Origin of the sequence: Amycolatopsis rhabdoformis (assembly GCF_035918295.1) — a bacterium.
Lineage (GTDB): Bacteria > Actinomycetota > Actinomycetes > Mycobacteriales > Pseudonocardiaceae > Amycolatopsis > Amycolatopsis rhabdoformis.
This window is the reverse complement of sequence record NZ_CP142149.1, coordinates 1,062,244-1,074,398: the sequence shown is the minus strand read 5'-3', so window position 1 is coordinate 1,074,398 and position 12,155 is coordinate 1,062,244. Positions and strand designations below refer to the sequence as shown.

Here is a 12,155-nt window from a genome sequence, read left to right as displayed (position 1 = left end):
TCGGACACTTCGTCACCGATCGGGTGAACAGTTGAGCGGTGCTTCGATCTTCCCGCGCTGCTAACGTTTTCCCAGGTCGGCTTCGTGCTCGGGAGGCAAGCATGTCCGCACACATCTCAGCCGGGGTCGGCGGTCTCGTGATGGACCCGCGGCGGACGTGGCCGCTCGTCCTCACCCGCGGCCTCTTCGCGGTGGTGTTCGGCGTGATCGCGCTGATCTGGCCGGGGGTCACGGTGCTGGCGCTGGCGTTCGTCTTCGGCATCTACGCGCTCGCCGACGCGATCGGCGCGTTCATGCAGGCCTTCCGGCCGGGTGACGGCGCGCACCGGGTCATGTACGCGTTGCTGGGTGTGCTGGGGCTCGCCGCGGGGGTGCTCGCGCTGGTGTGGCCCGGCGCGACCATCCTCGTGCTGGCCACGCTGGTCGGGGCGTGGGCCGTGGTGACCGGCATCGCCGAGATCGCCGCCGCGATCCGCCTGCGCAAGCAGATCACCGGCGAGGCCTTCCTCATCATCGCCGGCGCGGTGTCCGTGATCGCCGGCGTGCTGGTGCTCTTCCACCCGATCGCGGGCGCCTACGGGATCGCCCTGCTCGTGGGCATCTACGCGCTGCTGTACGGGATCATGCTCGTGGTGCTCTCCTTCCGGCTGCGCAGCGTCGCGAAACTCGAGCAGGCGAACCCGGCCGCTTAGGACGACAATCAGGGGGACGGTTTCGTATACGGAGGGGATCCGTGATGGCCCAGAACCCGTACGACCAGAACACCCGCCCGGGCATCGACGCCGCGCGCCTGTGGGCAGGCGGCGTCGCCACGGCGGTCGTCGCGGCCCTCGTGGCCATCGTCGGCATGCTCATCGCCCGCGGCATCTTCGACGTGCCGATCCTGGCGCCCAAGGGCGAAGGGGCGTGGGGCAGCGCCAGCACCACCACCTACGCCCTGTTCGCCGCGCTCGCCGCGCTGCTCGCCACGGGCCTGATGCACCTGCTGAGCGTGGCGACCCCCGCGCCCAGCCAGTTCTTCGGGTGGATCATGGTGCTCGTCACGCTCATCGCGGTCGTGCTGCCGCTCACCCTCACGGTCGACTCCAGCGCGAAGTACGCGACCGCCGCGATCAACCTGGTGATCGGCCTGGTGATCGCGATCGTGGTGAACAGCATGGCGGCCAACGCGCGCACCGTGCACCGCCGCAAGCGCACCGTGCCGCCGGACGCGCCCACTCAGCAGTGGAACGAACCACCGACGAACTTCTACGACCGCTGAGGCAACCCTCGGGTCGCGCCGAAGCGTGTCCTCCCTGACTGTTCGGGGAGGACACGATGCTCAACGCTTTTCTCGCAGGAACCGTCCTGCTGACCACCACCCTCGCCCCACCGGCCGACGTCAGCTGGGGCCTCACCCCGTCGGAAGTCGAACCCGGCGGCACGCTTCATGCGAGCACGTATGCGGCCCAGGGGGGTGGGTGCAGCCCCGCCGGCCCGGTCACGTCCCCCGGCTTGGCGGCACCGCTCCGGTGGACCGAAGGGGGCAACTGGGGCCACGCCGCCGGGACGGGCAAGGCGACCACCCGGCCGGGCACTTACACGGCGACGTTCCCGTGTATGGACGGGCGGGTGGGGACAGCGGTGTTCACGGTGTTGGGGGATCCGGCTTCTCCTTCTCCCTCGACTTCCCCTTCGCCGGGGCCTTCTTCGCACCCCCACTCACCGCGACCGGCCCCTCAGCCGGACCGCCAGGTGACGGTGCGCCCGGTCGGCGCCCCGCAAACGGGAGGCGGTGGGACAGCAACGGTTTCCGTGGAGTGATCGTCCACAGAGGACTTCATCCGTGGCCGACACCGCCACCCGATTGCACCTTTCCCCCACGCGGGGACCTGCGATCATGGAAGCCGTGGCCGAAATCCCTTCCCCCGCCCCGGATCCCGGCGAGGGAACGGGATCACGCCCGGGCCGCACCCTCTCGAACCGCACGATCGCCGTGTGCGGTGCGGTGATGCTGGCCGTGGCCGTCGCGGCCTGCTGGATCCTGCTCACCCTCTACGGCCACGGCACCGACGCCGACCGCGCCCGCCTCGACGGCATCCGCACCGTCGGCACGATCGTGGTCGGCACCGGCGGCGCGCTGGCCCTCGTCCTCGCGGCGCGGCGGCAGCAGACCGCCGAGCACGACCTGGCCACCAAGCGCGCCGAGCTGCGCCTGCGCGAACAGGCCGACCGCGCGGCCCGCCACGACGCGACCGAGCGGCGGATCAACGAGCTCTACCTCAAGGCCGTCGAACAGCTGGGTTCGGACAAGGCGCCCGTGCGCCTCGCCGGCCTGTACGCACTCGACCGGCTGGCCCAGGACAACGCACACCTGCGCCAGACGATCGCCGACGTGATCAGTGCCTACCTGCGCATGCCCTACGATCTGCCGGGACCCGAGCGGGACGCGGACCGGGATCAGCTGCAGGAGCGCGAAGTGCGCCTGACCGCGCAACGCCTGCTCGTGCGACACCTCGCCCCCGGCGACGAGGACGACCGGTTCTGGACAGGCATCGAGGTCGACCTTTCGGGGGCAGTACTCATCGACTTCCCGCTCAACGGCTGCGAGCTGCACAACGCCCGGTTCACCGGCACCCGCTTCACCGGTGCCGCGTGGTTCCACGAGGTGCGCTTCACCGGCGCGACGTTGTTCGACGGCGCCGTCTTCGGGGGCGAAGCGTGGTTCACGCGGGCGACGTTCAAGGGCAACGCCCGCTTCGAGAACTCCGAGTTCCGCGGTGCCGCCCGGTTCGAGGACACCGAATTCGTCGGGACCACCGCGTTCCGCGGCGCACGGTTCGGCCACGACGCGCGGTTCGACCAAGCGCTGTTCCGCGGCGTCGTGCGCTTCAGCGGCGCGACCTTCGCCCGCAGCGCCGACTTCAAGCACGCGGGGTTCATGGTCGCGTCGGTGTTCGACGACGACGTGGCCTCGCAGAGTGCGTACTTCGACCGGGCGCGGTTCGGGGAGCGGGCGTGGTTCGAGGGGGTCTCGTTCGCCAGCTACACGACCTTCGAAGCCGCCACGTTCGACGGTGACATCGGCTTCGAGGAGGCCACGCTGGACGGCATGCCCTATCGGCCGCCGCAATTGCAGTCGGACAGCACCGCGTTCGACGACGGCAGCTGACCGCCCAACTCCGACGACAACCGAAACCCGCCCAGACTCAGCTCACCGCCACCCGACGCCTCGGAAACCACGGCACCACCGCGGAAGTCACCTTCTGATACGCCGCATACTCCGGATACCTCCCGAGCGTGATCGACTCCGTGAAGATCGTCGAGCCCACGAACAGCAGCGTCAGCAGGACCGCGCCCGCGATGGTCCACGGGAGGCCGCCGAAAGCGACGACGCCGAAGAAGAACACGAGCCACCACTGGGCCTGCTCGAAGAAGAAGTTCGGGTGGCGCGAGATGCCGAACAGGCCGGTCTGCAGGAATCGCGGCGAGGGGTCCGGCACGGATTTCTTCCACTGGTGGAAGTTCCACTGCTGCTGATCCGCGACGGTCTCCCCCACCAGGCAGCCGAGGAAGACCACCGCCACCACCACGTCCCACGCGGAGAACGGTGTCCGGTGCTCCAGCGCGGTCCAGGCCGGCAAGGTGATCAGCAGCAGAATCAGGTTCTGGTAGATCGTGATGAAGAAGAAGTTGAACACCTGGAACTGCCACGGCGCCATCTTCCCGCGCAGCACCACCCACCGGTAATCCTCGCCGCCGCGGGCGTAGCCGCCCTTGCGGGCGAAGTTGAACGTGAGGCGAGCGCCCCAGAGCAGGACCAGGACGAACATCACATCGAGCCGGGCGTCGGCGAAGCCTGCGAAGGCGGCGAAGATCGCGACGTAGACCACGGGCACCAGGGACCAGATCCGGTCCACCCACGAATACTCCCGCGTGATCACCGAGAGCACCCAGCACAGGGCGCAGACACCGGCGAAGACGCAGAGGCAGAGGCAGACCTGGAACGCGTTCATGCCCGCACTCTACTGCCCGCAGCGTCCGCTTAGGATCAACGCATGAACCTGCCGCTGCGCCGACGCGGGATCGACATCTTCTTCGCGATCGTGTTCGCCGCGTTCACCATCACGTCGCTCATCAGCGACCTGTTGCCGACCGTCGGTGTCGACTTCTCGCGCCCGTCGGACAACTTCTTCGTGAACTCGAACTACTGGTACGCCCACGACGCCGACGTGCTGTTCATGCATCCGCCGGACTGGATGAGGATCGTCACGGGGCTCTCGGCGTTCGTGTACATGCCGTTCTACGTCGTGCTGGTCGTGTGCCTGCTGATGGGCAAGAACTGGATCCAGCTGTTCGCGGTGATCTACGCGACGATGATCGTCACGCTCACCGGCGTGGTGGTGTTCGGCGTGGAGTTCTTCGGCGACCCGGCGATGCGCACCGGCAACCCGGTCAAGTTCCTGGCCTTCAACCTCTGGTACGTGCTCGTGCCGCTGGTCCTGCTGATCCGGATGCGCAAGCCGATGCCGTTCACCCGGCGGTTCTGAAGCCGGCGACCACCGCGGCCCCGGGATACGGCAGCCGCATCGGCACCGTGTCGGCGTGGTACTCGAAGTGCCACCACTCGTTGTCGTAACGGCGGTGCAGGTGATACGCCGCGCCGTGGCGTTCGAGCCACGCGGCGCCTTCGGTGGGACGCACGTCGAGCGCGAAGCCGGCCACGTGGGCCGACTCCTCGGGCGGCAGCACGAGCCGACGCGCCGCCCCCACGGAGCCCGCGCGCCGGATCTCGGCGGTGAACATGGCGTGCTGATGGGCGGCGTCGCGGTGGCCGGAGGTGAGGCCGATCAGCTGCCCGTCGCGCCAGAAGGCCTCGGTGCGCGCCGCGGTGAAGGCCTCGCGCGCGGCCGGCGTGAGGCCCGCCAGGTCTTCGGCCGGGTAGCGCAGCCCGAGCGCCCACCGGCAGGCGAGCCGCCGCGCCTGGCGAGGCGAGCGGACGAAGGCCACCGGCAGCAGCAGCACGGCCAGCAGGCGGGCGGCCACCGCGTAGCCACGGGAGCGGAGCAGTTCGGTCATGGTGACCACGGTCGCGGCCGCATGTGCGCCGACGGTCGGGGTCGCGTGCGCGGACGCCCACAGTTGTGTAACAGCTCCGTAAGCTCGGCGGCTGTTACGCAACCATGACAGTCCGCTCACGCACCCGTGAGACGGGACCCGGATCCTCGCCTGAGGTGTCCGCTGTGGACTGTCCGGGACTCGGGCGGGCGGACACCTCTGTGCGCTGCGATAGTGGGAGACATGCCCCGGGTGCTGTTGATCGAAGACGACCAGGCCGTGCGAGACGGCCTGCAGATCGCCCTGACCTACCAGGGTCACACCGTCGACGCGGCCGAAAGCGGCGAGGAAGGTCTCACGCGCCTCACCGAGAACCCGGCCGATGTCGTGGTGCTCGACCTGATGCTGCCCGGCATGGACGGGTTCGAGGTCTGCCGGCGCATCCGCGCCACCGGCGACCTGCCGATCATCATGCTCACCGCGCGCAACGACGACATCGACGTGGTCGCCGGCCTCGAAGCCGGCGCCGACGACTACGTGGTGAAGCCCGCGCAGCCGCGCGTGCTCGAAGCCCGGATCAAGGCTGTGTTGCGACGCACCGGCGGCGAGCAGCGGCAGGCGGGCACGCCGAAGCCCGAGGTCGAACGCCACGGCGCGCTCACCATCGACCGCGACGGGCTCGTGGTGAGCAAGAACGGCAGCCTCGTCACGCTCGCGCCCACCGAGATGCGGCTGCTGCTGGAGCTCTCGGCGTCGCCGGGCCGGGTGCTCAGCCGTCAGCAGCTGCTGGAATCCGTGTGGGACCAGGGCTACCTCGGCGACTCACGGCTCGTCGACGCGTGCGTGCAGCGGCTGCGCGCGAAGATCGAGGACGACGCCGCGGCACCGGTGTACGTGCAGACCCTGCGCGGGTTCGGGTACCGCTTCGGACCCCTGTGACGACCAAGGCGATCCGGCGGCTCTGGCCGGGCTGGGGCCTGCGCACGAGGCTGCTGCTCGCGTTCGTGCTGCTGAGCGTGGTCACCACGATCGCCGTGGCCGGGGTCGGCTACCGCACCTCGCGCAACACCATCCTGAAGAACTCGCAGGACAACGCGGTGCTCGAGCTGAGCAGCCGCCTTCAGCTCGTGTACCCGGTGCCGACCAGCACCCCTTCGCAAGCGGGGCTGCAGAACGTGGCGGGCGAGATCGCGGACCACGACTCCAGCGCGCTGGTGACCGCCGGGAACCTCTCGGCCGGAGATCTGGACCCGTCGTTGATCTCGCAGGAGCTGCGCGATTACGTCGCCAGGGGCACATTCGCGTGGCAACGCGTGGACGTCGGCGGCGAGACCCGGCTCCTCATCGGCACCCAGCTGCTGCTCACCACCGAGCGGTCCCACGTGACCAGGCCGTCCGGCATCGAGGTCTTCGTGCTGCAGCCGCTGACCGCCGAAAGCGAGAGCATCGCGGAGCTGGCTCGCAGCGCGTGGCTGACCGGCGCCGGCGGCGTGGTGCTGGCCCTGCTCCTGGCGCTCGCGGCCGCGCGCAGCGTGCTCGGGCCCGTGCGCGAACTGCGCCGCGCCGCGGTCCGCCTCGGCGAGGGTGATCTCGACACGCGGCTCACGATCCACGGCACCGACGAGCTGGCCGAGGTCGGCAAGACGTTCAACGCCACCGCCGAATCGCTGCGCCACCACGTCGGCGAGCTGGAACGCATGGAGTCCGACGCGCGGCGGTTCGTGGCCGACGTGTCGCACGAGCTGCGCACGCCGCTCGCCGCGATGACCGCGGTCACCGACGTGCTCGAGTCCGAGGTCGCCGGTCTGCCCGAGATCGCCGGCCGCGCGGTGCGCCTGGTGAGCCAGGAAACGCACAACCTCACGCGGCTGGTCAACGACCTCATCGAGGTCACCCGGTTCGACTCGGGTTCGGCGTCGCTCGCGCTCGACGAGGTGGACGTCGCCGAGGCCGTCGGCGCCACGCTGCGGGCCCGCGGGTGGCTCGGCGTCGGCGAGGTGACCACGGACCTGCCGCCCGGCGTTCGCGCGCGCCTGGACCCGCGGCGGCTCGACGTGATCGTGGCGAACCTCGTCGGCAACGCCCTGCGCCACGGCGCGCCCCCCGTGCGCCTGCGGTTGAGCACGGCCGCTGGATCGCTCATGATCGAGGTCACCGACGAAGGACCCGGGCTGAAGGAGGAGGTGCTCCCGCACGTGTTCGACCGCTTCTACAAGGCCGACACCGCCCGCAGCCGATCCGAAGGCAGCGGGCTGGGGCTCGCCATCGCCTGGGAGAACGCCCGGCTGCACGGCGGCACGCTCACCGCCGCCAACCGGCCCCAGGGCGGTGCGATCTTCACCGTGCGGCTGCCGCTCGACGCCGGGAGCGGGTCGTGAACCGGCGCGTTGTTCCGGCGGTCTTGCTCGCCGCGGTGGTCGGGGCGGTCTCGGCGTGTGGGGTGCAGCCGAGCGCGGCGATCTCGGGTCTCGAGGCGCCGAGCGGCCCGCCCTCGACCGGCTCCAGTGCGCCCGGGGACACCTCGATCTACCTCGTGGCGGGCAGCACGGTCACCCCCGTGCCGCGCAGCGGTCTGGACCAGAACGACGAGGCCGTGCTCGACGCCCTCGTGCAGGGTCCGACGGCGGCCGAGAAGGCGTCCGGCTACCGCACCGAGGTGCCCTCGTCCGCGCTGCCGGCCTCGGTCACGGTCACCGCGACGGACGTGACCGTGCAGCTGTCCACCGATGTGCAGTCGCTGTCTTCGCTGGCGACCGCGCAGATCGTGTGCACGCTGCGGCTGCGCGACGTGCCGTCCGGCAGCCGCTTGATTCTCGTCGGCGGCGGCAACGTCCGCGTCGGCGACAGCTGCGGCTGAGCTTCGCCTGCGGCTGTCGGCGGCTGTACCGGCGAGCTGTGGCTGGCCGGCGGCTGTCGGCTTTCGCCGGTGGCTGAGCTCAGCTCACTTCGGCCGGCTCCGGGACCTTGGCCGGGGCGAGCACCGGCGCCGCCGCCACGGCCGCGAGGCACAGCGCGAACGGCACCGCGAAGGCGACGTTCAGCGGCATCCACCGCGTGAGCCCGCCGATCAGCGCGGGCCCGGCCAGGAGCCCGACGTACCCGAGCCCCACCACCCGCGCCATCAGCGCGCCGGACGCCCGCGTGTCGAGGTTGCCCGCCGCCGTGAACAGCTGCGGGACACCGCCGGCGAGGCCGAGGCCGAAAATGGCCCAGCCGACGAGCGCGAGCGGCACCCACGGCGACAGCGACGCGGTCGCGAGGCCGACGGCGGCGAGCGCCGAGCCGTACCGCACCACCGCGACCGGCCCGGCCAGCGCCGCGACGCGATCGGTCGCGAAGCGGCCCACGGTCATCGCCACGGCGAAGCAGCCGTACGCGAGCGCGGCGGTACTCGTGGACGTGCCGAGAACGTCCTGCAGGTGCAACGCGGCCCAGTCGTTCGCGACGCCCTCCGCGAGCATCAGCGCGAACGCCACCGCGCCGAGCAGCCACACCACCCGCGAGGGCGTCCGGCCCGGCGTGACAGGTGCGGTTTCCGTGGCCTCCGGTTCGGCCGGTCCACCGTCGAGCAGCATCCGGCCCGCAACCAGCGAGGCGACCACAAGCAGGGCCCCGGCGGCCCCGAGCGTGACCGCCGTGGGCACACCGGCCCCCAGCACCGCCGCGCCGATCACCGCCGCGAACGCACCGCCGATCGACCACATCGCGTGGAACGCCGCCATGATCGGCCGCGGGTAGGCCCGCTCGACGACCACGGCCTGCGCGTTCATGGCGACGTCGAGCGACCCGTTGGCGAAGCCGACCAGCACCAGCGAAAGCCCCAGCGCCCACCAGTTCGTGGCCAGCCCGGGCAGCACCAGTGACAGCCCCAGCAGCACCCCCGCCGCCGGCACCATGCGCCGGTGCCCGAACCGATCCGCCAACGGCCCCGACACCTGCATCCCCACGAACGCCGCCCCACCGAGCACCAGCAGCAACGCACCCAGCGTCGTGTGCGAAATCCCGGTGGCCCGCTCCACGACGGGAATGTGCACCACCCACATGCCGATCGCGAACCCGTTGAGCGCGAAAAAGCTCCAGGTCCCGAAACGCGCGGCACGCGGCAACGGCTCAGACAGGGACGATTCGGTCATCGCGGGCGGATCCTCCTCGTGGTCGCACTGGCATGGTCGCACAACCACACCCCAATCGCACAATCCCTTTGTTCGAACGATCACGCCCCACGATCGAACCGCCGCCCACGCCACCGCGACGTCGCCGACGGAATGCGGTCGGTTGGCGGACCGGGCTCGGCTGGGTGCCCCAGGAAAGGTGACCCACCGCGAGATCGCGCCGGCTTCCGGATCGGGTGGTCCGATCGGCCCCCGGCCGATCTCGACCACCCGATCCGGAAGCCGGCTTGAAGGCGATCTCGCACGCCCCGGCGGAGCCGGGGCAGACAACACAGCAGTTCGGCATTCCGCCCCGGCGAAGCCGAGGCAGAATGCCGAGATGACCTATCAGAAGGGCCGGATCCGTCGCGAGGACATCATCTCCGCGGCTGCCGTGGTGTACGGCGAGGCCGGCTACCACGGGTCGTCGTTGCGGGAGATCGCGAAGCGGGTCGGGATGAGTCACGCGGGGTTGTTGTACTACTTCCCCACCAAGGAGGCGCTGCTGGCGGCCGTGCTCGAGCGGCGGGACGCCGAGGACTCCGAGCGGGAGCAGTTGGCCGCGGCGCCGGGGCTGGGAGTGTTGCGGAACTTCGTGGCGTTGGCCGAGCACAACGTGCGCCACCCGGGGATCGTGGATCTGTATTCGCGGCTGGCGGCGGAGGCGGTGGCGCCGGATCATCCCGCGCACGAGTACTTCGAGCGGCACTACCGGCAGGCGCGCGAGAGTGTGATCGGGTCGTTCCGGGTGCTGGCGAGCACGGGTGAGCTGCGCGAGGGCGTGGATCCGGAGTTCGCGGCGCTCACGTTCATCGCGCTCATGGACGGGTTGCAGGTCCAGTGGCTCACCACCCCCGGGGACGTCGATCTCGTCGGCTCCTTGCGCTTCTACCTGGGTTCGCTGCTCACGGTCCCCCTGGATCCCGAGGCCTGACCTCCGTGCGGCACGGAACCGGTGCCGCACGGAGGCCGGGACTAGAGCGTGGCCGCGTACGGATCCCAATCGGACGGCAGCGCGGGCGGCACCTCGACGGTGCTCTCCACCTCCACCGACTGCCCCCGCGTGATCGACTCGTCGATGGCGAGCATCGCGTCGAGCACGTGGTAGGCCAGTTCGCCGGACGCGCGTTCCGGCTCGCCGGCGCGGATCGCCCGGGCGAGCTCCAGCGCGCCGGTGCCGCGCGACGCCGCGTGGCCTTGCGGCGCAAGCTCTTCCGGCGACGCCGCGCCCAGCAGGTGCAGGGTCGTGGCGCCGTCGAAGCGGTTCGGGTCGGGCAGCACGGCGGTGCCCAGCGCGCCCGACACCTCCACGAAACCCGTGCGCGCCAACGCCGAGTCGAAGCTCAGCACCACCTGCGCGCTGCCGCCGCGGGTGAACTCGACCAGCGCGGTCACCGTGGTCGGCACGGTCACCTCGAACTCCGTGCCCGCGCGCGGCCCGGAGCCGATCACGCGGGTGTCGCGCGCGCGGCCGCCGGCGCCGGTCACCTTGCGGATCGGGCCGAACAGCTGCACGAGCTCGGTCAGGTAGTACGGCCCCATGTCGAGCAGCGGGCCGCCGCCGTGCTGGAACAGGAACTCCGGCGCCGGGTGCCAGCTCTCCGGGCCCGGCGTCTGGAACAGCGCCAGCGCCGTGCGGGGTTCGCCGATGCGGCCGGCGTCGATCGCGCGCCGGGCCGTCTGCAGGCCGGCGCCGAGCACGGTGTCGGGGGCGCTCGCCACGCGCAACCCCTTCTCCCGCGCGCGATCCAGCAGCTTGCGGCCCGTCTGCCGGTCGAGCGCCAGCGGCTTTTCCGCCCACACGCTCTTGCCCGCGTCGAGCGCCGCGAGGCCGACCTCGACGTGCGCGGCCGGGGTCGTGAGGTTCACGACCAGCTCCACACCCGGGTTCGCCAGCAGCGCGGCGACGGTTTCCCCTTGCGGCACACCGTGTTTCGCCGCCTGCGCCTGCGCGCGCTCGACGTCCAGATCGGCCACCGACAGCACGCGTACGTCGGGGAAGCCCGTGAGGTTCTCGAGGTAGGTGTCGCTGATGACCCCCGCGCCGATCACGCCGACGCCGACCGGGCCCGTGGTCACTTCGCGCCTTCGGTGAGGTAGGCGAAGCTGGCGGCGATGCCGTCGAAGATGTCGCCGTCGTAGCGGTCGAACTCCACCACGCGCAGGGCGTCGGGCGCCGCCGCGAGCACGTCGGCCAGCGGCACGCTGCCCTGGCCCGCAGGCACCTGGCCGGAGGCGTCGGTGGCGAGCGCGCCGTCCTTCACGTGGATCGCGTGCACGCGCGAGCCGAGCCGGCGCAGCAGCTCCGGCGCGTTCTCGCCGCCCGCGGTGGCCCAGTAGGCGTCGACCTCCAGCGCGATGGCCGGGTCGAGCTGGTCGGCGAACACCTCGAACGCGCTGCGCCCGTCGATCCGCGACTCCAGCTCCCACCAGTGGTTGTGGTAGCCCACGCGCACGCCGTGGTCCTCGGCGATCTTCGCCGCGGCGTTGAGCGCTTCCGCGGTGGCCGTGATGTCCGCGGCGTTCTGCCACTGCTCGGGCTTCACGAGCGGATCGATCACCACCGCGATGCCGAGCTGCTTCGCCGCGGCGAACACGGCGTTCTGGTCCTCGCCGATCAGCTTCGCGTGCGCAGTCGGCGCGCTGAGCCCGTTGGCCGGCAGCCCGGCGCTCAGGGCCGCCACGTTCTCGACCACGCCGTACGGCTCCACCTGCGTGAACCCGATGGCGGCGAGCCGCCGCAGCGTGTCCGCGGGATCGGCCGCGAACGCGTCGCGGACCGAGTACAGCTGCACGGAGGGCTTGCCCATTCCAGCTCCTTGGCTTCGCGGTTCGGCGCTCCGAGCGCCGCGTCGACTGAATTTCTACCACCTGGTCAAAATTGGCACCAGGCGTTTCCGGCACGGGCACACGTTCGCCCGCCGTTTGACGAAGGCCCGTTGCGGGCAGCAGTCACCTAGGGCCGAA

At 71.1% G+C, this 12,155-nt stretch carries 13 protein-coding genes; 8 read left to right on the top strand and 5 right to left on the bottom strand.

Features of this window, described 5'->3' with window-relative positions; genetic code table 11:
* The first annotated feature begins 101 nt into the window (after positions 1-101).
* The 3 genes from VSH64_RS04970 to VSH64_RS04960 all read left to right on the top strand — a co-directional run bounded on the left by VSH64_RS04970 (position 102) and on the right by VSH64_RS04960 (position 3,151).
* A complete protein-coding gene (locus tag VSH64_RS04970) occupies positions 102-692 on the top strand; it encodes an HdeD family acid-resistance protein (RefSeq protein ID WP_326834267.1) in 591 nt (196 codons plus the stop codon).
* Between the two features lie 44 nt (positions 693-736).
* Complete coding sequence (locus tag VSH64_RS04965; protein WP_326834266.1) at positions 737-1,261, top strand: DUF6069 family protein; 525 nt, start codon at positions 737-739, stop codon at positions 1,259-1,261.
* A 627-nt stretch (positions 1,262-1,888) separates the two neighbouring features.
* Complete coding sequence (locus VSH64_RS04960; protein WP_326834265.1) at positions 1,889-3,151, top strand: pentapeptide repeat-containing protein; 1,263 nt, start codon at positions 1,889-1,891, stop codon at positions 3,149-3,151.
* Between the two features lie 37 nt (positions 3,152-3,188).
* Here the strand turns inward: VSH64_RS04960 and VSH64_RS04955 are convergent, their stop codons facing one another.
* Positions 3,189-3,995 (bottom strand): DUF1295 domain-containing protein, encoded by an 807-nt coding sequence (locus tag VSH64_RS04955; protein ID WP_326834264.1) that lies wholly within the window; start codon positions 3,993-3,995, stop codon positions 3,189-3,191.
* 42 nt (positions 3,996-4,037) lie between these two features.
* On the opposite strand from VSH64_RS04955, the gene VSH64_RS04950 reads away from it, so the two are divergent.
* Positions 4,038-4,529 carry an EXPERA domain-containing protein gene (locus VSH64_RS04950; RefSeq protein WP_326834263.1) on the top strand — a complete coding sequence of 164 codons (492 nt, stop codon included), beginning with the start codon at positions 4,038-4,040 and terminating at the stop codon, positions 4,527-4,529.
* Here VSH64_RS04950 and VSH64_RS04945 read toward each other — a convergent pair.
* The gene (locus VSH64_RS04945) at positions 4,513-5,058 is read right to left on the bottom strand and encodes a M15 family metallopeptidase domain-containing protein (protein WP_326834262.1); all 546 of its coding nucleotides are present in this window, start codon (positions 5,056-5,058) and stop codon (positions 4,513-4,515) included. The two genes, VSH64_RS04950 and VSH64_RS04945, sit on opposite strands and share 17 nt — an antisense overlap.
* 222 nt (positions 5,059-5,280) lie before the next feature.
* Between VSH64_RS04945 and VSH64_RS04940 the strand changes: the two genes are divergently transcribed.
* The 3 genes from VSH64_RS04940 to VSH64_RS04930 are packed head-to-tail and all read left to right on the top strand — an operon-like array spanning position 5,281 to position 7,894.
* Positions 5,281-5,976: a response regulator transcription factor gene (locus tag VSH64_RS04940; protein ID WP_326834261.1), complete on the top strand. Its 696-nt coding sequence runs from the start codon at positions 5,281-5,283 to the stop codon at positions 5,974-5,976.
* Positions 5,973-7,415 carry a HAMP domain-containing sensor histidine kinase gene (locus VSH64_RS04935; protein WP_326834260.1) on the top strand — a complete coding sequence of 481 codons (1,443 nt, stop codon included), beginning with the start codon at positions 5,973-5,975 and terminating at the stop codon, positions 7,413-7,415. The genes VSH64_RS04940 and VSH64_RS04935 overlap by 4 nt, the downstream gene beginning before the upstream one ends.
* Positions 7,412-7,894: a GerMN domain-containing protein gene (locus tag VSH64_RS04930; protein WP_326834259.1), complete on the top strand. Its 483-nt coding sequence runs from the start codon at positions 7,412-7,414 to the stop codon at positions 7,892-7,894. The genes VSH64_RS04935 and VSH64_RS04930 overlap by 4 nt, the downstream gene beginning before the upstream one ends.
* A gap of 79 nt (positions 7,895-7,973) precedes the next feature.
* Here VSH64_RS04930 and VSH64_RS04925 read toward each other — a convergent pair whose 3' ends face one another.
* Positions 7,974-9,170: an MFS transporter gene (locus VSH64_RS04925; RefSeq protein ID WP_326834258.1), complete on the bottom strand. Its 1,197-nt coding sequence runs from the start codon at positions 9,168-9,170 to the stop codon at positions 7,974-7,976.
* A 358-nt stretch (positions 9,171-9,528) separates the two neighbouring features.
* Here VSH64_RS04925 and VSH64_RS04920 point away from each other — a divergent pair, with 358 nt between their 5' ends.
* Positions 9,529-10,122, top strand: coding sequence for a TetR/AcrR family transcriptional regulator (locus tag VSH64_RS04920; RefSeq protein ID WP_326834257.1), 594 nt, complete (start codon positions 9,529-9,531; stop codon positions 10,120-10,122).
* 41 nt (positions 10,123-10,163) lie between these two features.
* Here the strand turns inward: VSH64_RS04920 and VSH64_RS04915 are convergent, their stop codons facing one another.
* Positions 10,164-11,267: a Gfo/Idh/MocA family protein gene (locus VSH64_RS04915; protein WP_326834256.1), complete on the bottom strand. Its 1,104-nt coding sequence runs from the start codon at positions 11,265-11,267 to the stop codon at positions 10,164-10,166.
* On the bottom strand, positions 11,264-11,998 hold the full coding sequence (locus VSH64_RS04910; protein ID WP_326834255.1) for a sugar phosphate isomerase/epimerase family protein: 735 nt from the start codon (positions 11,996-11,998) through the stop codon (positions 11,264-11,266). The genes VSH64_RS04915 and VSH64_RS04910 overlap by 4 nt, the downstream gene beginning before the upstream one ends.
* Positions 11,999-12,155: the final 157 nt, after the last annotated feature.